Annotated in this window: 18 protein-coding genes; 8 read left to right on the top strand and 10 right to left on the bottom strand. The window is 46.1% G+C overall.

From position 1 onward, the window contains the following. Window positions 1-14: 14 nt before the first annotated feature. On the top strand, window positions 15-635 hold the full coding sequence (locus tag QUB06_RS20120; RefSeq protein WP_333436749.1) for a hypothetical protein: 621 nt from the start codon (window positions 15-17) through the stop codon (window positions 633-635). Here QUB06_RS20120 and QUB06_RS20115 read toward each other — a convergent pair. The 4 genes from QUB06_RS20115 to QUB06_RS20100 form a co-directional block, all read right to left on the bottom strand. Then, window positions 632-901 carry a hypothetical protein gene (locus tag QUB06_RS20115; protein WP_333436748.1) on the bottom strand — a complete coding sequence of 90 codons (270 nt, stop codon included), beginning with the start codon at window positions 899-901 and terminating at the stop codon, window positions 632-634. The two genes, QUB06_RS20120 and QUB06_RS20115, sit on opposite strands and share 4 nt — an antisense overlap. A 137-nt stretch (window positions 902-1,038) precedes the next feature. After that, the gene (locus QUB06_RS20110) at window positions 1,039-1,566 is read right to left on the bottom strand and encodes a GNAT family N-acetyltransferase (RefSeq protein WP_333436747.1); all 528 of its coding nucleotides are present in this window, start codon (window positions 1,564-1,566) and stop codon (window positions 1,039-1,041) included. A gap of 42 nt (window positions 1,567-1,608) precedes the next feature. Further along, the gene (locus tag QUB06_RS20105; protein WP_333436766.1) at window positions 1,609-3,600 is read right to left on the bottom strand and encodes a glycosyltransferase family 39 protein; all 1,992 of its coding nucleotides are present in this window, start codon (window positions 3,598-3,600) and stop codon (window positions 1,609-1,611) included. Window positions 3,601-4,040: 440 nt separating this feature from the next. After that, window positions 4,041-4,619 (bottom strand): hypothetical protein, encoded by a 579-nt coding sequence (locus QUB06_RS20100; protein ID WP_333436746.1) that lies wholly within the window; start codon window positions 4,617-4,619, stop codon window positions 4,041-4,043. 361 nt (window positions 4,620-4,980) lie between these two features. On the opposite strand from QUB06_RS20100, the gene QUB06_RS20095 reads away from it, so the two are divergent. Both QUB06_RS20095 and QUB06_RS20090 read left to right on the top strand, forming a co-directional pair. Beyond that, a complete protein-coding gene (locus QUB06_RS20095) occupies window positions 4,981-5,313 on the top strand; it encodes a DUF565 domain-containing protein (RefSeq protein ID WP_333294226.1) in 333 nt (110 codons plus the stop codon). A 96-nt stretch (window positions 5,314-5,409) separates the two neighbouring features. Further along, on the top strand, window positions 5,410-6,546 hold the full coding sequence (locus QUB06_RS20090; RefSeq protein ID WP_333436745.1) for a glycerate kinase: 1,137 nt from the start codon (window positions 5,410-5,412) through the stop codon (window positions 6,544-6,546). Between the two features lie 190 nt (window positions 6,547-6,736). Here the strand turns inward: QUB06_RS20090 and QUB06_RS20085 are convergent, their stop codons facing one another. Continuing rightward, window positions 6,737-7,105 (bottom strand): hypothetical protein, encoded by a 369-nt coding sequence (locus QUB06_RS20085; RefSeq protein WP_333436744.1) that lies wholly within the window; start codon window positions 7,103-7,105, stop codon window positions 6,737-6,739. Window positions 7,106-7,432: 327 nt separating this feature from the next. Here QUB06_RS20085 and QUB06_RS20080 point away from each other — a divergent pair, with 327 nt between their 5' ends. Then, the gene (locus QUB06_RS20080; RefSeq protein WP_333082890.1) at window positions 7,433-7,960 is read left to right on the top strand and encodes an orange carotenoid protein N-terminal domain-containing protein; all 528 of its coding nucleotides are present in this window, start codon (window positions 7,433-7,435) and stop codon (window positions 7,958-7,960) included. A 252-nt stretch (window positions 7,961-8,212) separates the two neighbouring features. Here the strand turns inward: QUB06_RS20080 and QUB06_RS20075 are convergent, their stop codons facing one another. Next, window positions 8,213-10,081, bottom strand: a complete 1,869-nt coding sequence (locus QUB06_RS20075) for a PAS domain-containing sensor histidine kinase (protein ID WP_333436743.1) — start codon at window positions 10,079-10,081, stop codon at window positions 8,213-8,215. Between the two features lie 397 nt (window positions 10,082-10,478). Here QUB06_RS20075 and QUB06_RS20070 point away from each other — a divergent pair, with 397 nt between their 5' ends. After that, on the top strand, window positions 10,479-11,198 hold the full coding sequence (locus QUB06_RS20070; protein ID WP_333057024.1) for a response regulator transcription factor: 720 nt from the start codon (window positions 10,479-10,481) through the stop codon (window positions 11,196-11,198). A gap of 439 nt (window positions 11,199-11,637) precedes the next feature. Continuing rightward, entirely contained in the window at window positions 11,638-13,290 is a 1,653-nt protein-coding gene (locus QUB06_RS20065; protein WP_333436742.1) for an alpha-amylase family glycosyl hydrolase, read from the top strand. A 110-nt stretch (window positions 13,291-13,400) separates the two neighbouring features. On the opposite strand, the gene QUB06_RS20060 is transcribed toward QUB06_RS20065, so the two are convergent. The 3 genes from QUB06_RS20060 to QUB06_RS20050 all read right to left on the bottom strand — a co-directional run bounded on the left by QUB06_RS20060 (window position 13,401) and on the right by QUB06_RS20050 (window position 17,376). Continuing rightward, window positions 13,401-16,034, bottom strand: coding sequence for an EAL domain-containing protein (locus tag QUB06_RS20060; protein ID WP_333436741.1), 2,634 nt, complete (start codon window positions 16,032-16,034; stop codon window positions 13,401-13,403). Continuing rightward, the gene (locus tag QUB06_RS20055; protein ID WP_333436740.1) at window positions 16,031-16,366 is read right to left on the bottom strand and encodes a hypothetical protein; all 336 of its coding nucleotides are present in this window, start codon (window positions 16,364-16,366) and stop codon (window positions 16,031-16,033) included. The genes QUB06_RS20060 and QUB06_RS20055 overlap by 4 nt, the downstream gene beginning before the upstream one ends. A 206-nt stretch (window positions 16,367-16,572) precedes the next feature. Continuing rightward, the gene (locus QUB06_RS20050; RefSeq protein ID WP_333436739.1) at window positions 16,573-17,376 is read right to left on the bottom strand and encodes a DUF2267 domain-containing protein; all 804 of its coding nucleotides are present in this window, start codon (window positions 17,374-17,376) and stop codon (window positions 16,573-16,575) included. A gap of 444 nt (window positions 17,377-17,820) precedes the next feature. Between QUB06_RS20050 and QUB06_RS20045 the strand changes: the two genes are divergently transcribed. Continuing rightward, the gene (locus QUB06_RS20045) at window positions 17,821-17,946 is read left to right on the top strand and encodes a hypothetical protein (protein WP_333104665.1); all 126 of its coding nucleotides are present in this window, start codon (window positions 17,821-17,823) and stop codon (window positions 17,944-17,946) included. Next, window positions 17,921-18,379 (top strand): response regulator, encoded by a 459-nt coding sequence (locus QUB06_RS20040; protein ID WP_333436738.1) that lies wholly within the window; start codon window positions 17,921-17,923, stop codon window positions 18,377-18,379. The genes QUB06_RS20045 and QUB06_RS20040 overlap by 26 nt, the downstream gene beginning before the upstream one ends. On the opposite strand, the gene QUB06_RS20035 is transcribed toward QUB06_RS20040, so the two are convergent. After that, a complete protein-coding gene (locus QUB06_RS20035) occupies window positions 18,348-18,764 on the bottom strand; it encodes a DUF2294 domain-containing protein (protein WP_333436737.1) in 417 nt (138 codons plus the stop codon). The genes QUB06_RS20040 and QUB06_RS20035 overlap by 32 nt on opposite strands. Between the last annotated feature and the right edge of the window lie 28 nt (window positions 18,765-18,792).

Here is an 18,792-nt window from a genome sequence, read left to right as displayed (position 1 = left end):
ACCACACTTTTACAATGAAAATGGCATCCTATCCATTATCCCTTGTTTCAGGCAAGTTGAGGATAGGTCGAACAAATGGTAGGCTAATTATCATCATTATTAATAACTACGGGAAACCCACTTGTATGTTTTCTACTAGGTTTTTCATGCACTTAAATACATCTCTATATCTCGCAAATGCAGGAATTCCACTATTCACTCAGAGTGTTTTCTATCAAATTATTTTGCTCATCCCAATTATCGCGATAGAAGCTTATGTTCACCAAAAACTACTCAATATCAGTATCCTAAAAGCAATTTTTATTGCTTTTATAACAAATATCATATCGACGATTGGGGGAGGTTTTATTATCCTATGTATTGGGGCGTTTATTGGACATATCGTCTTCCAAACAACCGTGCCTGTACAGCCTGGTTCTTTTCCATTTCTGCCGTTGGAAATTATGATTACACTGATTCCTATGTTTTTCTTTTCCGTTTACCTAGAATTATTAATAGGGAGTTGGGGACTAAAAATAATTGAAAAAAGCCACGTTAATAAATCATTTTTAATGGCTAATTTATTCACTTACTTAATGCTTGAGATATTAGCTTTTACCCAACTTGTCAAGGGATACATTGAAGGGCGTGGCTAACCAAAACGTTCTCTATCGTCGGATCGCGGATCGACATCTTGAGCCACCATCATTGCATTGATGTGGGTAAAGATGCGATCTAATTCCCCAATGGCGTCGAGTTCCGCTACCTCTTCTGCCATTAGTTGATCTGCCTTTTTCTTCTCTAACAATTGTTCCATGCGCTGTTGGAGCGATTCACTAAATTTGAACAACTTCCACCCATCGACTTTTTCAATGCAAATTTCATGGATTAACGAGGAGGGTTTGTTGAGAATTGAAACCATTGTAGGCTCCGAGCTTCGGGTTTTAGGTAGTGAGTAGATTATAGCTTTTATTCAATCTGGCAGATTTAATGCTCCAACCGAGAACCTTCAAATTACCGCCAAAACCAGTGACTTAAACAGCCAAACGGCGTTACAGTTCAAGTCGGATGATATTCATCCCTGCTTATTTGCCATCGCCATATCTTGCCTTCTTCAGGATCGTCCACCTCTGCAATGAACTTCATTCCCACTTTTTGCAACACGCTATTGGAGGCATTTTTTTCAGCTAAAGTGTGAGCGATGACTGCTTTCACCTCCTCGTGAGCGAAAGCATAATCGATCATTCCCTGTGCCACCTCAGTTGCAAATCCGCGATTCCAATATTCGGAAGCAATTTCATAACCTATCTCTATAGTCCCCGACTCATCAGGTGAGCCTTTGAAACCTCCATTGCCGACAAGCACTTGATTTTTTGGATGAATAAAGAAGTAGTTGTGCCAGTCAGTTGGAGGCGGATTGGATTCGCAAGATTCGTCAGCCGGGAGGGAAAATGCTTCCGGGAAATGAGGCCAGCTATTAGGCACTATGACATTTAAAATTGCTGCAAGCTCGCTTTTACTTCGTAAGAAAGCTTCTATGTGAATCCTTTCGACGGCAAGTAGTTGAAGATTCTTAGTTGTAATCATTTTTGTACCTTGTTTAACAAGTATGAGATCACACTATAGGCACTATCGAAACGCTTGTCTCGGAACCCTGGCGAGTTGGTAAGCGCCCCGACTTTCCAACAATTGATATTGACTTGGCTGCAATCCTAATTCCACAAATTTCTCTGGATATCCCAGCAACAAAATAGAGGGAGAATTGGCGTTTTTAGATTGCTTAATGTAGTCGATCGCCCTTCTGACAGCTCGGTAGTAAGTCACCGGCCCTTGGGTATAAAAAACCAGACTGGGTTTCCAGAAACCAACCATAATAAACTCTTCCCCTGGCAGTTTTTGTTGAACCGCAACCTGCGCTAACTGTCTCAGAGGTAGCTGGCGGTTGATATCGACCAAATTGTAGGCGGGAGTAAGACCAAAGATGATAAATGCTACTAACCCGATGAAGTTAGCAACCAAAATCCAGCGCTGTTGCCGCTTCCCGAGTAAAAGTGCGATCGCCACTGCTGTAATTATCCAAATCGTACCGCCGACAATCAGCAATCCCGACTGCTGAATTGCTTGGGGAAAATTGGGCATTGCCGGGTCGTCTCCGAGCCAGTTGTAGCAGTAGAAAGTTGCTCCGGCTATAATTAATAAAAATACGACATTGAAAATGTATGTAGCTAACAGCCCTCGCGGTAAAGAATTAGGTTTTTTTTCTAACTTTATCCGCCGGTTTTCAGGTTCGTTGCCTGCAATAATATCGCTCCACAGCAGCGTTACCAAAATCGCAGCGGCGGGGATTAAAGGCAATACATAACTGGGCAATTTGGTCACGGCGATCGTGAAAAAGCCAAAAATGCAGCCGAACCAAAATAGGGCAAATAAACTCAACTGAGCCGATCGCGGTTGACGACGCCAGTAACTGCGCTGCCAAAAACGGGTGCGGGCGATCGCCACCGGCAAATAAATCGACCAAGGTGCAAAACCAACTAGCACTACAAAAAAGTAAAAATACCAAGGCGCCGAGTGCTTGTTGACGACTCCAGTAAAACGCTGGAAATTGTGATAGCCAAAAAAGCTGTCAATATAAGTTTGACCGTTGGCTAAAATAACGAAAATGTACCACGGCAGGGCGATCGCCAGAATAATCAAGATTCCAGACACCGGACGCATTTCGCGCCAAAGTTGCCGAAATTTTCCCAAATAAAGCCCGAAGCAGCCAACAATCAGCGCTGGCAAGACAATTCCCACAGGCCCCTTAGCCAGAATTGCTAAGGCAATTAGTACGTAAAAAGTCAGATACCACTTATTGGGAAATCGGGAAGCGGAAACAGTGGAAAATTCGGCTTGTTCTCTCTGTTCTTCTAGAGTGTAACCGAGAAAAAATGCGAATAGTGCCGAACACATACAGGCGACTAATAGCATATCTGAAACGCCAGTCCGTCCCCAGGCAATAGTTTGGGGATTTAAAGCTATTAGGGCCGCACCAATCCAAGGAGTAGAAAAAAAGAGGGGAAGACGGGGAGAGGGGGAGAGTGGGGGAGTGGGAGAGTGGGAGATCGAGGGAGGAAAGACAGTTACATTCATCCGTGTATCCGTGTCCGAATCCGTGTCGTACCCTTCTTCCTTCTTCCTTCTTCCTTCTTCCTTCGATTTCGATAGGGTATAAAATCCGAGGCAAGTCAGACCGATCGCGCACAAAGCCGAGGGAAGACGCACGGCCCATTCGTTAACGCCCAGAGTGCGGTAAGCCACCGCCATCAGCCAGTAAATCAACGGCGGCTTGTCAAACCTGGTTTCGCCGTTGAAATAAGGAGTGATCCAATCCCCTGTCACCGTCATTTGACGCGCGGCTTCGGCAAATAACGGTTCGGTTTCGTCAACTAAACCGATGTTGCCGAGATTCCACAAGAAACCTACCCAGGCGATCGCGCACAGCCATAAAATCGATAGCAGCAAAGGTGCGATCCTCTTCGTTGGCGTAGCCCCCGTAGGGGCGGGCTTTCCTTCGGATCGCTTCGCTAACGCTAACGGACGCTTCCTAAACTCTGACAAACTTTTAATAAATTCCTTCACGCAAACTTCCTGCGATTTTAGATTTAAAATTTTCGCTCGCATAGAGAGTCTACCGAAAGATTCGCATTCTAGAAACTCCCAATTCGATCGAATCTGGTTAAACAGAGATGTTACACCATTCTCAACAAGGCTTTTATGAACAGGCAAGATGCCTGTTCCACAATAAAATTCACTCTTTGTGGAACAGGCATCTTGCCTGTTCTTGAGAATGGTGCAAGATATCAGTTAAACAGAGATGTTGCACCATTCTCCACAAGGCTTTCATGGGCGGGCAGGATGCCCACCCCACAAGAAAATTCACTCTTTGTGGAACAGGCATCTTGCCTGTTCTTGAGAATGGTGCGGCTATGTGAGTTTAACCTCACATAGCGGCATCGTTCTCAATAAAACCGTATCAACCGGGTTTCTTGACCACAATCTCGGCACCTGCAGCTAAGCGTTCACGGCTGCAAAATTAATTGCCATTCTCCGGCTGTGCTGTTCCAAGCGGGCGAGGGTGTCTCCCCGGCGACGTAAGGCCCCCAGTAGTGGCGAGAACCATCCTGAGCAAAAACCACTAAAATGTCTCCCCGTTTGACTTGTAACTTGCCCTCCGGCAGCGATAGCATCAGTCCCTTGTCGCCACCTTCTCCGGGCGCAAAATCCCAGTGCGCGGGTTTGCCGTAGGATTCCTTGGCTTGCCGTTTCGACAGGAGGGCCACTCGCACTGGGTGTTCGCTGCGGTTGCTGACGCGCAGACTGCCGGCGGCTTTAGCATCTACAGGGATTGAGGAAAGCAATTCCTCCTCTGCATCTGGGGGGGTTGGTGTGGAGTCGGGTTTGGGCTCGCTGGCGGTGTCTGCAGAAGCTGTCGCGACTGGGGAAACCGGGGGTATTGGGGGGAGTGCGGTGGCTTGTGAGGGCCAATCGCTCGACTGATTTGAACCGTTGGAGATAGTGATTTCAAAACGTCCTAGAAACATTCCTGTGATTAGGACGATCGACACTCCAATTACGATCTGGTAAATTTTAAGATTCATAAATTTTAGGCTTAAAGGATAGACTGCACCCGCAATGAGTCTTAACTATTTTTAATGTAAAACCAGGGGTTGCTGTGCCACAAGATACAGTTACACTTAATTACTTGACCGTTCTCGGCGATAAGTCGCCGATCGCTCAATACCATCTTAGATGTTAAATTTGAGATTTTAGATGGCGACATACTGACCCCGGTAAGGATTTGGAGTTGGTCGGGAGCGGCATTTTTTGACTCATCGGTATAACTTTTAATACCAGTTTAAAAAAAGAATGCAACTATAGGCCCGTACCCCAAACCCCCATAGTCATCAGTCATTCCCACTCTCAAATCTCAAATCTCAAATCTCAAATGGTATAACTTTTATGCAGAATACCCGAATTAACAGATTGATTGATGTTCTGGGCGATCGCTTCCGAGGCTGGCTGAGCAATCCTTGGCGGCGGATTTCGCTCCTGCTAATTAGTCTGCTATTCGGCACTTTTTTGGGAACAGCTATTTCGACGATCGCCGGACAATCTGCTGATTGGGATATTATCGCCGCCGGGCTGTTGGTGTTGTTGACGGAGTTCGTTAGCTGGCTGGTTTACGGCGGCCCGCGGCCTGTAGCCCGTTCTTTTTGGGTGGATATGCTCAATGCTCTGAAAATTGGCGTGACTTACAATTTATTTGTGGAGGCTTTCAAACTAGGCTCTTAAAAATTTTTTGAATCGGCGCGGGTTTAAGATGAAATATTTGTCAGTTGCGGATAATATTTGTACAAAACCCGCCCCCGCATAGAGAGTTTTTAGGATATGGATCGATCGACTGTAACCCCTGTTGAAATTTTACATCGGTGGCAAGCCGGCGATCGCCCAAAAGCTCCCGACTTCGAGCACCTGGCTTTTTGGGAACTTGCGGATGATTTACGAGCGCGCGCTTTTGGCATTACTCCCGACAATGTAGCCGATGTTGTCCGCTGCAAAACCGATTTATTCTTTTCTCTTCTTGACGAACTGCATACTTTCCCGCTAAAGTCAACTGTTTTCCTCGAAACTTTGTGGAATCTGTGGCTGCCGCTGGCAATGCAATTATCGACTGCCAAACAAAGTTTAAACCGTCCTTTAATTCAAGGAATTTTAGGAGTGCAAGGAACGGGAAAAACTACTTTATGCCAAGTTTTGAGGCTGATTCTGGGAAAATTGGGATATTCTACTGTCAGCCTTTCTTTAGACGATCTTTACAAGACTTATGCCGATCGCCAACAACTCCAAAAAGCTGACCCGCGTTTAATTTGGCGCGGCCCTCCCGGCACTCACGATATTGACTTGGGAATCGCAGTTTTAGACAAGTTGCGCGGTTCTCAAACTCACAATTTAGCAGCAGTTGACAATCCCAGAGCTGATGCCCTCAAACCGGATATAATTAAAAATATAGAAATTCCCAGGTTTGACAAATCAGCCTATGGAGGTGCAGGAGATAGAAGTCAACCCGAAATTATTTCCGGTGCGGATATTGTACTTTTTGAAGGTTGGTTTGTCGGTGTGAATCCGGTGGTTGATGCCAAATTAAGCGAGTTTTTGGCTGCTGCACCGTTTCCGATTTCCACAGAGGGCGACTGTCAGTTTGCGCGCGATATGAATGCGAAGCTGCACGACTATCTGCCGCTGTGGAACCGATTAGATCGGTTGATGGTTTTGTATCCCCAAGATTATCGCATTTCTCAAGTGTGGCGCAATCAGGCGGAACGGGAAATGATGGCGGCGGGGAAGTCGGGAATGTCAGAAGCTGAGATTAATCGGTTTGTTGAATATTTCTGGAAAGCGCTGCATCCTGAGTTATTTATTAAGTCGATGCTGGAGGGCGAGCGCGTGGATTTAGTAATTGAAGTTTTGGGCGATCGCACTGTCGGCAAAATTTGTCGGGCGATCGACTTAAAATTAAGCGATTAGGGAAACTAAAAATTAAAGATTTAAGGACACAACATTGTTGTGTCCCTACTGTATTGCAGCTTATCGTGCACTCACTTGACCATTCAGGACTTATGCAAAACGTGATTTGACGCGGGAATTATAGGGGTAAGGCGGGGCATCAGCACCCTACAATACAGAGGTTTTGCATCGAGAATGGAGAATTTCTAAATTAACTGCCGGGAGTACCAAGATCGATCGCTTTCTGCATCAAATCGTCGGTAACTTCGCCCGGTGTACCTGCAGGCGTAATGTCATGAGCCATCGAACGAAAATCAGCGGGATTGCCGCTTGTATCTGCAGGCTTTGCAATATTATCTGTAGGGGCGGGAATAGGAAATTTAGGTGCAGTTGCAGCGGCTGCGGCTGCGGCGCCGGCACTCGTGCGATCGATGTCACTAACGCTGAATTCTTTTGAAGCTTCGTAATCTGCTGATACATCAACGGTCGGCAACTTTTGTTCTCCAGCTTCCGCGCTTTCAGTGATCTGCTGAGCGTCAAAGTTTTCAATGTTATTGACTTCTGTATTGATTTCAGACATAGCCGACTCCTTGCTAGTTTTATTTAACAATTCACTGTATCAATTATTACTTTACTCCCCGGCTTTTTCATCTACCCGCAGATGTATCGTTGGCTTCTATCTTAAGGATGATTTATCCTAGGTTAGTGCCTTAACATTACATCACTTTCCGAAAAGAATGCAGCTTTAGGCAAGCTCCCAACCCATACATACTAAGCCATTCCCCATTGTTTAATCTAAAATCTAAAATCTAAAAACTAAAATCGTATTACCTCTAGGGGATGGTGACTTGTACTTACAAATCTTGATATTTGTATATTCTGGAAGCATTTTTAAGGAATTTTGTTTATGAACTCACCCGCCGCCACCAATCCTCACTCTCTATCCAACGACACTAAAAACATCGTTCAGACAATCAACGGGTTGGGTACAGATGAAAAGCTGGCGCTGCTCTACTTTGTTTATGAAAAAATGGGAGATTCAGTTACACCAGCCGCTCCCGCCGCTGCCGACCCACAATTAGCTCCCATGCTGCTCGATGATTTTTACAAGCTTTCCCATGACCAACAACTGAATATAATGCGCGGTATTGTCAACCGCGACGACACGCCCTATTCCCACGCTTACGGAGCTTTAACTGCTAACAATCAGTTGGTGGTTTGGTATGCTTGGGCTATTGGTATGGGGGAAACAATTGTCGATATTCCCGAAGGATATGAGGCAACTGAGGCTGTCAATGGCGTGTTAGGTCAAATTGAAGGTCTTGAGTTTGAACAGCAAATTACAGTGCTGCGCGACGTAGCTAATAATATGGGCTACACCGATGTTAAACCAATTGCTACTCAGGCGGAAGTAGGGAAAACTTCTAGTCTTTAAGACATAAAAGTCTGCTGTTGCAACCTATCCTACAGAAACTCTCCTCCTAGCAGAGAGGGACTCAAGAATAAAGGAATTACCCAAAACCTCTATATGTAGGGTGCGCCGAGGTGCACCCTACCGCCCTAATGAGTAGGTAAAACCTTTTTTTGCTCTTAGTCATATTTATTTTTTCGTGTCTTAGAGAGGGACGAAACTTTTTTTGTGAGCAGTTAAAATCGGCTCTTCTGAGAAATATTAAAAGGTCTTCAGTCAGCAAGTGAGTTTTTTAGGGTAAACTTTTCGCGGGAATTCCATCCGAAATATCGAACCTTTTTTGGGTTGACTTTCGACAGTAATTGTACCGTCGATCATCTTGACTAAAGAAGCACAAATAGCTAGTCCTAAACCAGTGCCGGGATATTGGCGAGTTGTACTTTGGTCGCCTTGGTGGAACTTGTCGAAAATGTGGGGAAGATCCTTTTCACAGATGCCGATTCCTGTATCCCGAACGGTGATAATTAGCCGATCGCAATTTAATTCCCGCACCTCAATGTAAATGCTGCCCTCATGCGTGAATTTAACCGCGTTGGAAACGAGATTCACCAAAATTTGCCGCAGGCGCAACTTGTCATTAACTATCAACTGATCCTGCAAGCACACGCTGACGGACATGGCCACATTCTTATCGGTGGCTTGATTTCCGAATTCCAAGGCCACATCCATTACTAAATGCGCTAAATGAAATTTTTCAATTTTTAATTCTGTGCGGCCACTCTCGATTTTGGAGAGGTCGAGGATATCGTTAATTAGCAGTAGCAGATTTTTGCCGTTATGTAAAATGCGGCCCACCATTTCTGTTTGCTGGGCGGTCAGCAGTTGTTTTTGCTGGCGCAGCAGCAATTGGGAAAAGCCGATAATCGAATTCATGGGAGTTCGCAATTCGTGGGACATGATGCCCAAAAATTGCGATTTTAACTTGGCTGCTTCTAGCAGTTCCAATTTTTGCTGTTGAATGCGTCGCCCCTGATTTTCCAGTTCTTCCTGCTGACGAATTAGCAGCTCGTTTTGCAAGTCTAAAAGCTGTTCCTGCTTTTTTAATTTTTCGATCGCCAGCGCGTTGTTAATCGCGATCGCAGCTTGTTTTCCCATAACCGCCAGCAGTTCCTGAGTATGCGCGTCAATCGCCGTGCTGTCTTTCCCGTTGCCGATCGCTAACACACCCAAACGCCCGCTTTGCCCCGACTCGATCGCCGCTGCACAAGCCGCCGCCGGCAGCAAGCCTTTGCGGTACTCCGACCGCCACAGTACAGACTCTCCCGTCGCAAATGCTTTCCACAGCAGCTTGTTTTGCACGTGCGGGGTTTTGCCCTTACCAAAGTTTTCCGTGCCCCCGACAGCGCTGAGTTTGAGGCCGCTGCAATCGGACTCCAGGAGAGCAACTAGGCAAAATTCCGCTCCTGCGATCGCCTCCACAGTCGCGTCCGCGATCGCTTGCAACAATTCATTCCAATTACCCGCGCGCTGGCTCAATATATTTGTAAACTGCTCTATCACCTGTAACTCCCGCCCCGGCTCTATTACCGTCGGGCCTTCGCACCATTTTTCATCTTTGAAGTTAGCTTCCGAGCGCGGTTGATGGCGCCAAAACTCTTGTTCTGCTTGGGGCTCGGCTTGAGTTTGTTTGATCGGCTCCATATCTGTGTAGGTTCCCACCCACTCCAAAACTTCCTGACTGTCTAGATTAGCGGGCCATCCTCTGGCCACGTTCCAGCGGTAAGTGCCCTCTCGCGTCTGCAGACGAAATAGAATTTCGTAACTTGGCGGTTGGAACTTAGAAGTGTGCGATCTCGCCAATAGACGAGGGCGGTCTTCTGGGTGGACGCGCGCCAGATAGCCGAAACCCAAAGCTGCTGCTGCTGGTAGCCCCGTGTACTCCTCCCAGCGCTGACTGAAATAAGTCGCCCAGCCGTCAGCATTTGTTTTCCAAACTATCTGAGGAATTGCCGACCACAGGCGATCGTCCTGAGTTTCGCGGTCGCCAACTTGCGGTTGGGGGGAGGTTATTTCAGATACTTTGTGTAAGATTTCCGAGTCGGAAAACTCCGAGGGAAAAGACTTATTGCCGTGATACTGAGTCATAACAGGTTATATAAATAAGCGTTGGACTAGAGCCCTAACACCGATTAAAGACTCGTGCTGCTAGCTTTATTGATTTTGAGGGCCCAAGTGCATCAAAATTTTTTATACTTTAAATTTATCTGGGTAGTGGTATCCTTACCTCTATCAACGGGCGGACAATGAGATAATTCAGTTAAACTATTGAAACATTGAGAGCTTACCTGTCCCGATCGGGCTCGTGCAGGCATCGCGGCAAAATAACTTAAAAATTAACTTGCATTCTTGGCGGCTGCATGAGTATGCTTAAAAATGATGTGCGACCTGTAAAACCATAAATCAGGACACATTCTCAAATTTACTCAGTTTAGCTGAGTCAGTTGACGATATTTTAAAAGTTTAGCGGGCTATTGGAAGAAAGATGAGTAAAATTCGCGTTGCTTTGGTAGAAGACCATGACCTGACAAGAGTCGGCATCCGCACTGCTTTACAACAGCGTGACACCATAGAAGTTGTCGGCGATGCAGCTAACGCTACAGAGGGATTGAAACTGCTTCAGTCTTCAAAACCTGACGTGGCAATTGTAGATATTGGCTTGCCGGATTTTGATGGCATTGAACTTACACAAAAGTTCAAGAAATCGGTAGCGGAGTCCGATCCCGATACCAAAATTTTGATTCTGACTTTTCAGGACAATGAAGAAGAAGTTCTGGCAGCTTTTGCCGCCGGAGCTGACTCTTACTGCATGAAAGATATTAGCTTCGATCAGTTATTAGATGTAGTAAAAGTCACTCACGAAGGTAACTCTTGGATCGATCCAGCGATCGCCCGTATCGTCCTGAAACAAGCTCGCACTCAGGAACCCGCGCCGGAAGAACCGAAGGCTGAGGGCAAAAGAGTCACAATTAAGGCGGCCGAACCCGAGTTTAGTCACATCATTGAGACTTACCCTTTAACCGAGCGGGAATTAGAGGTTCTGGAACTGATCGTACAGGGTTACAGCAATGCTGCAATCGCCGAAAAGCTGTACATTACTGTCGGTACAGTCAAGACTCACGTCCGCAATATTTTGAACAAGTTGTGCGCTGATGACCGCACTCAGGCAGCCGTTCTCGCCCTGCGTTCTGGCTTGGTTGGATGATGCCTTATCATCAGGCAAAATCAAGTTAAAAGTAGGGTGCGCCCAGCGCACCTTACGGCCACTGATTTAGGGTGTGCACTGCACACCGACTGACTAATTGTTTATTGTTAAAAAAAGCCAAACTTTAAAGCCGCATCTATCCCAGTACAGATATTTTATTTAAAATTTTGAGAAGTAAATCTATCTTGAGATAGATGATAAAAAACAATCATATTACTAATACTTATTGTTGAGCGCTCCCCAGTTAGATAAATTTCGATCGCACTGCCGATATGGCGCGATTTCACTTCATAAAAGGCGCAGGCACAGGCAAGATTACGATACTTTTAGGAATAGTTAAGCCTTAAAGAAATTATATCCGTAGAGTGATGCTGAGTTCGCTTAAATTTGCGAAATTAAAAGTATCAACTGCTACTGAAATATTTTAGAAAGAGGTATTATGGCCGCTCCAATTGAATTCAAGTTATTTGCTCCCTACAACAAAGGAGCTGCCTTGATTGGCTCTTTTTCTAATTGGGAAGAGATTCCGATGGAAAAGGACGAAGAAGGTTATTTCCGCACGCGAGTTGAGTTGGAGGATGGCGTTTATCAATACAAATTCCGCGTTCAGTCGAAAAGCTGGTTTGTGGAAGCAGATCAGTGGATAGATGTGGTCGATCCCTACGCGACTGACATCGACAATCCCACTCAAAACGGCATTGTTCGGATCAAAGACGGCGATCGCATTATCGATACCTACGTCTGGAAACACGACGACAAACCGCTGCCGGCCGATCGCGAATTAGTGATTTACGAAATGCACATTGCCGACTTTTCTGGCGGCGAAGATGATCCCTTCGCCCGCGGCCAGTACAAGCACGTCGTCGAAAAACTCGATTACCTAGTCGAACTCGGCATCAACGCGATCGAACTCATGCCCGTCAAAGAATACCCAGGCGACTACAGTTGGGGCTATAACCCCCGCTACTTCTTCGCTGCCGAGTCCAGCTACGGAACCACAGAAGAACTCAAAAACCTGATAGACGAGTGTCACGGGCGCGGCATTCGCGTCATCATGGACGGGATTTACAACCACTCGGAAGCATCGAGCCCCCTGACTCAAATCGATCACGATTATTGGTATCACCACGAACCCCGCGATCCAGACAACAATTGGGGCCCGGAATTTAACTACGAATTCTACGACGAAAACTTAGGAACTTTCCCCGCACGCAGATTTGCTGGCGATACAGTCCGCTTCTGGATTCAAGAATATCATCTCGACGGCATTCGTTTCGACGCCGCGCGACAAATTGCCAACTACGATTTCATGCACTGGATAGTTCAAGAAGCCAAAGATGCCGCCGGCCCCAAACCGTTTTACACCGTTGCCGAATACATTCCCGACGATCCCAGCATCACCAATCTAGACGGGCCGATGGACGGCTGCTGGCACGACAGTTTCTATCACTCGATAATTCCACAACTCTGCGGGGACAATTTTGATTTAGAACGGCTTAAAGAGGTAATCGACTGCAAGCGGCAAGGTTACTTGGGTGCTACGAATGTAGTGAATTATCTGACCAATCACGACCACGATCGCCTTTTTGCCGAATTGGGATCGTGCGGGATTTTGGATGAAGCAGCATTCAAGCGGGCGAAGTTGGGAACCGTGCTGTTAATGACAGCAGTGGGCGTGCCGCTGATTTGGATGGGCGAAGAATTTGGCGAATACAAAGCCAAAACAATTGAGCAAGCTAAAATAGACTGGACGCTGCTAGGAAATGACATGAATAAAGGTTTGTGGGAATACTACAAAGGCTTGATTCACCTGCGTAAAAATAACCAAGCACTTTACACAGAAAACATCGAGTTTTTCCACGAAGACCCCGACTCGAAAGTTTTTGCTTACACTCGCTGGAACGATGAAGGTTCGAGAGTTGTAGTAGTGGCGAATATGTCGGAAAATTATCTCGCCGGTTACAGCGTTCCCCACTTCCCGGAAAACGGAACTTGGCACGAATGGACGGGCAATTATGATATTGAATCGGGCGATAACAATATTATGATTGACTTGCCGGAATACGAAGCGAAAGTGTTTGTTTGGCAGTAATATCATTTCCGGTAACACCGGAATGATGTTGACGGTTGACTGTTGACTGTTCACTGTTCACTGTGAGTCAACAGTCAACAATCACGGGCGGTGCAGTTAGAGAATCGATATTATTTCCCAGATTGATTTTCTAAGCACAATTGGGTTATAGCCGCCGCCGGTATTGGTTTGCTAAAGAAGTAACCCTGACCCATATCGCACTTATGCGATCGCAAAAACGCCAACTGTTCTGCTGTTTCCACTCCCTCAGCAATCACCTGTAAATTCAGGCCCTGTCCCAAGGCGATCGCCAGTTTCACAATAGTAGCACCGTTGCTGCCGGTCACCAAATCTGCCACGAAGGATTTGTCTATTTTTAAATTATTGAGCGGAAAGTTTTTCAGAGACCACAGCGAAGAATAACCGGTGCCAAAATCGTCCAGAGAAATGTGAATTCCCATGTCCTGCAACTGCTGCAATACCGACACCGTAAAGCTCACATCTGTCATGGCAATGCTCTCGGTAATTTCTATTTCTAAATACTCAGGATTTAACTTGGTTTCTGATAAAATTTCAGCGATGATTTGTACCGTATGAGGTTGCAGAAACTGGCGGGCTGATAAATTCACCGCTATCCGCATCGGCGGCAATCCCAGTAACTGCCACGCTCGATTTTGCAAGCAAGCAGTCCGCATCACCCATTCGTCAATTTGGCAGATTAATCCTGTTTCCTCAGCTAAGGGAATAAATCGATCGGGAGGAATCAAACCGCGTTCGGGATGCTCCCAGCGGATCAGAGCTTCCAAGCCCACTATTTTGCCAGTATTTAAATTTATTTGCGGTTGATAGTACAGGACAAACTCAGAGTTTTTTATAGCTTTGTAAAGATGATTTTCTAAGTTAAGATCCTCGGAGACTTTACTGCCGATCGCCTGCGTGTAAAACTGATAATTATTGCGACCTTTCTGTTTAGCTTTGTACATTGCAGCATCAGCATTTTTCAGCAAAGTTTCTGCATCTTCTCCGTCGTAAGGAGCCAAAGCAATTCCCAAGCTAGCCTTAATATAAAGTTCCAAACCATCAAAATCAAAAGGACTGCTTAAACTCTGGATAATTAACTGGCAAATCTTAGTTGCTTCCTCCGGGGTGTTGATATTGTACAGCAGCACAGTAAATTCATCTCCGCCCCAACGAGCCATCGAATCCCCCACGCGCAAACAGTTAGTCAAACGCCGAGATACACTTTGCAGCAACAAATCGCCCACGGGATGACCGAGAGTATCGTTAACATTTTTAAATCTATCTAAATCTAGAAAGATTACTGCCAGCATTTCTCCATTTTGGTGAGCGCTAGCTAAAGCTAAAGACAGCCTTTCATTAAACAGTAATCTATTAGGTAAACCCGTTAATGGGTCGTGAGAAGCTTGATGTCGGATCATCGCCTCTACACGCCTCTGCATTGCAGCCATGTACAGGTGAGTTCCTAAAGATTGTGCTAGCTTCTGTTCCTCGCTAGTCCACTTTTGAGCTTCGGCTGTTTTGATTTCTTTCCAAGCTGCAAAGGACTGTCGGGGACGATCGCTCCGGGCGTCCGAACTGCAACGGCCCGCCCACAAAATTTCGGTTTGTATAGGGCTGCGAAAAACGGTGAGACAGCCGATGCACTGTTGGCGGTATTGCAGCGGTACGGCCAAAAATGAGCGAATGGAAGCTGCGACTAAATTGGCCGATACAGATTTGAGTTGAGGTTCTTTAGAAATATCGGAAATTGCGTACAAGTGCGGTACGAGAAAACTGGAAATATTGCTGTCAATTGAACTGTAATGCTGGGAATATAGATTTTCAAAAATACCTAATTGGCTTTTCTGATTACCAGTTTGTGCTGGCTCGTCTTGGTTCGCCCTCCCCATAATCTGCTGCCAAAATGGGCTGAGTTCAAGGTCGATGTTCGCGGGCTGCTGGCCACAGGTATAAAGCAAAGCGGGCCGATCGCCAAACTCCGCTGCAAGGTAGAGTCGCCCTCCTGAACCACGCAAATGCTTGACAGTTTGTTCGAGAACTGCTTTCCGAATTTCGTTTAGTTCCAAAGGAGAATGCAGCAAACTGGTAATTTGGTTGATAACGGTTTCGTCACGCGCTTGCTGTCTAGCTTGACTCAGCAGAAAAGATTGGGCGATCGCAATTGAAAGTTGATCCACAAGCAACTGCACCATTTTCAATTCTCGATCGCTAAACCGTTTCGGTTGGCTGTGATGAGACACCAACAGTCCCCAAAGGTGATTTTGATGCAAAATCGGCACCGTCAGAGAAGAACGTGCCCCCATAGCCTTCAGATATTCAGCGTGACAGGGGTCTACAGGACGATAGCTAATATCTTCAACTGCTAAAGTTTTGCCGGTTTCGGGACAATCTAACCGATTAATTGTTTGATGCTGCAATTCCACATCTACAATCACTCGCTGGCGCGCTTTGAGAAACATTTCCCGAGCACTCTGGGGGATGTCGCCTGGTGGAAAGCGCAAACCCAGCATAGAGGGCAAATTGTCGCCGTTGATGGACTCAGCAATGACCTCACCGCTACCGTCGGTCTCAAAGCGATAAACTTTTACTCGATCGCTCTCTAAAAAGCTGCGGATTTCTAGGGCCGTTGTTGTCAAAATCTCTTGCAGTTCTAAAGAGTTGCGGATGCGATTTGTAATTCGATTGAGTAAAATCTCTTGTTCTAAAGTCGATCGTGACATTTGTCTAACTTTGGTGCGGGTCATCGCTTTTGAGCTCCCGGGCTGTTGACAGCATTTTTGCGAGCCACAGTCTTAACTTGTCCTGTATTATACATTACAACACTTGCGCGCCGTCTAGGGGCTAGACCCAACCCTGGAGCGAGAAACTCGGTTTCTGGGGATATTTCGGATTTGGCGACAAATTCCGGTAACACCGGAATGATGGTTGACTGTTGACTGTTGACTGTTGACTGTTGACTGTTGACTGTTGAGTGTTGAGTGTTGAGTGTTGAGTGTTGAGTGTTGAGTGTTGAGTGTTGACTGTTGACTGTTGACTCGATTTTATGATTCCGATGCAACCGGAAACGATATGACAAGGCAAGGAAAGATCGCTCTGAGAATTAGTGAGGACGAAAGTTCGATTGAACTCGATCGGACTTGAGTCCTCAGTACAAAGCAATTGCACAGCTACAAGACAAAAGCTATAGAGAAACCGGGTTGACCAACCAGTCTTCTGCCCTCTGGAGGGAGAATACTGCTTGCTCAACCCGGCTAGTAAGTATTTATACCTTAAAAAGTCTCGTTAAGCCGACGCCCAAATTTCCCGAATTCTGTCCGGCAAAAAGCCAGCTATTTCCTGTATTCGCTCCTCGGACAGCTCATCCTTCGTTGCCGAAAATACAGCGGCGATCGCAGTTTCCGGTTTTACTCCCGAAGGAAGTGCGCCTTCTAGTTCCACCCTCCGTGCAAACAAATTGCCATCGATCCCCGCAGGTGCAGGCGGGCCGGTCAAAGGTTGACGTATGCGGCTCAGCAATCCCACCAGCGGATTGGTATCTTTCCAGAGGTCTGCTATTTCTTGTTGCAGGGTTTTGTCATCCGTAGGCAAAACTTCTTTGTGCAATTCAGATTCCACGTGCTCGATGGCGTCTTTTGTCATCACGTCGCGCATGACCCGGTACACTACTTCGGTAATGTCGCGGGCATCAAAAATATCCTCCATGTTACCGTTTACCATCACTTTTTCCAAAAACGGCATATCCTTTGAAGCGATAGGAACTGCCGATCCTTCCTGGTGGAGCGAGGTCGGAGGATTCGTCTCCATTTTGTGTAACAGTTTGCGACCTTTTTCTGTTAACTCAGCTTCTTGAAATGCCACTAAAGGCGGCACTAACTCAGCTCCTCCATAAGGCTCGCCACTAAACTGAGCTTTGATAAATTCCCTTTGGTTGAGGTAGTCCAAATGACCGAGCAATTCCGCTTCCGCCACCTTGTGACCGACATATTCTTCCGCTGCATTCCTAATTTCCGACTCTCCCTTGGCGTTGCCGCTGCCAATCTTTTTGAGCAAAATGTAAGTCAGGTCGTCTCTGATTGGAATTGTCATTAAAACCTCCTAGGTTAATATCCGGTAAAGCTCATGTAAAAACTGAATTTTTTTACTGGCTTAAATTGTGATGATTACTACTTAAAAACATTGAAGTATAAAGTAGAGTAATCAAGTATCTCTCAGCAGGTGGAAGTTATTAAAATTAAGTATCGCTTAGAATCTTCCTTTAGGTAGATCCTTGTATTGAAACCCATGTTTAATGTGGTTAATATCCTAAAAAGCTGTCGCCACTATTCAATGCTATTAAGCGAGGATGCTTTATTGGTAAGAGTTTTCGTGTTTAGTGCGTATTTTTACCAAGGCTGACGCACCAAGAGGGCCTCACCTGGTAATTGGTGCTGGGAGAGGTAGAATTAAGCAGATGCTATGGCATCAATCAACTGCGGTCGTTTTGCCCGCAGCTTGTAGCGATATTGTATCGGGTGAGACCAAAAACTGGTCATGGGAGAGCTACAAATACGAGCCAATCTGTTTCAAGTGCCGCAGCGCCACTTGAAGAATGCCTCGGAGACAAATTTTTTGATGGTTGCGATCGGCATTTATGAACTACCTTCATTGGGACAATAAATTGGAATCCTCGTCTTTCATTAGCGGTCAACCCCCGGTTGATAAGCGTCCTTTAGTGTTGGCTGTAGACGACAATCCAGACAACTTAGAGCTGCTGACACAAATACTCGATTTATTCGGCTGCGAGTGCGTGGGAGCAGTTGACGGGTACGCAGCTCTTTCAGCAGCAGTCGATCGACAGCCCGACCTAATCGTACTCGACATTTGCCTGCCGGATATAGACGGTATGGAAGTAGTAAAGCGCGTCCAACAAAACCCCGATATCAGACATATTCCGATTGTTGCTGTCACAGCACTAGCAAAACCAGAAGACCGCGATCGAATTCTCCAAGCAGGCTGCGTGGAATACCTTTCCAAACCTTTTAACATCAAAGATTTAGAAAGTGTTATCCGCCAGCACCTCAACTCTCGACTGGTTTTGGTTGAGTTTTAGATTTATAATTAGAATCACGAACTTGAGGTGCAGAGTCCAAAATTGCGATCGTTCCAGTGCGGCCAGTCTCCAAGGTCGCATCGCGGAGCAAATCAGTGACTCCCACGCCCAAAACCGTTTGGATTAATTCTTTCAGTGGCAATTCCAGAACTGATTCCAATTGTGTCCGCACCTGCAACGCCAAATCTTGCTGACCGTTCTCAGCCAGAAGTTTTTCGGGTTGAGTAAGCCCATTTTCGACAACTATTATCAATTTGTTATCCAAAAGATTGCAGAGCGCCTGACTCGTTGGGTGTCCGAGTTGAGAGCGGTACAAAGCTTGAATTCCCTGCGAAAGAGTCCGTTCTAATTTCCCGCGAGTAGGTTCTAAGGTTTCCCCTGTCATATTTTTTATTGAAAGCATGAGAGATAAA

This window comes from Microcoleus sp. D2_18a_D3, assembly GCF_036702455.1.
Lineage (GTDB): Bacteria > Cyanobacteriota > Cyanobacteriia > Cyanobacteriales > Microcoleaceae > Microcoleus.
The sequence above is the reverse complement of the archived record's forward strand: the minus strand, read 5'-3'. Positions and strand labels throughout refer to the sequence as shown.

Coding starts and splice junctions, on each gene's coding strand:
- QUB06_RS20120 (WP_333436749.1), top strand. CDS start 15: ATGAAAATGGCATCCTATCCATTATCCCTTGTTTCAGGCAAGTTGAGG.
- QUB06_RS20115 (WP_333436748.1), bottom strand. CDS start 901: ATGGTTTCAATTCTCAACAAACCCTCCTCGTTAATCCATGAAATTTGC.
- QUB06_RS20110 (WP_333436747.1), bottom strand. CDS start 1,566: ATGATTACAACTAAGAATCTTCAACTACTTGCCGTCGAAAGGATTCAC.
- QUB06_RS20100 (WP_333436746.1), bottom strand. CDS start 4,619: ATGAATCTTAAAATTTACCAGATCGTAATTGGAGTGTCGATCGTCCTA.
- QUB06_RS20095 (WP_333294226.1), top strand. CDS start 4,981: ATGCAGAATACCCGAATTAACAGATTGATTGATGTTCTGGGCGATCGC.
- QUB06_RS20090 (WP_333436745.1), top strand. CDS start 5,410: ATGGATCGATCGACTGTAACCCCTGTTGAAATTTTACATCGGTGGCAA.
- QUB06_RS20085 (WP_333436744.1), bottom strand. CDS start 7,105: ATGTCTGAAATCAATACAGAAGTCAATAACATTGAAAACTTTGACGCT.
- QUB06_RS20080 (WP_333082890.1), top strand. CDS start 7,433: ATGAACTCACCCGCCGCCACCAATCCTCACTCTCTATCCAACGACACT.
- QUB06_RS20075 (WP_333436743.1), bottom strand. CDS start 10,081: ATGACTCAGTATCACGGCAATAAGTCTTTTCCCTCGGAGTTTTCCGAC.
- QUB06_RS20070 (WP_333057024.1), top strand. CDS start 10,479: ATGAGTAAAATTCGCGTTGCTTTGGTAGAAGACCATGACCTGACAAGA.
- QUB06_RS20065 (WP_333436742.1), top strand. CDS start 11,638: ATGGCCGCTCCAATTGAATTCAAGTTATTTGCTCCCTACAACAAAGGA.
- QUB06_RS20060 (WP_333436741.1), bottom strand. CDS start 16,034: ATGACCCGCACCAAAGTTAGACAAATGTCACGATCGACTTTAGAACAA.
- QUB06_RS20050 (WP_333436739.1), bottom strand. CDS start 17,376: ATGACAATTCCAATCAGAGACGACCTGACTTACATTTTGCTCAAAAAG.
- QUB06_RS20045 (WP_333104665.1), top strand. CDS start 17,821: ATGGGAGAGCTACAAATACGAGCCAATCTGTTTCAAGTGCCGCAGCGC.
- QUB06_RS20040 (WP_333436738.1), top strand. CDS start 17,921: ATGAACTACCTTCATTGGGACAATAAATTGGAATCCTCGTCTTTCATT.
- QUB06_RS20035 (WP_333436737.1), bottom strand. CDS start 18,764: ATGACAGGGGAAACCTTAGAACCTACTCGCGGGAAATTAGAACGGACT.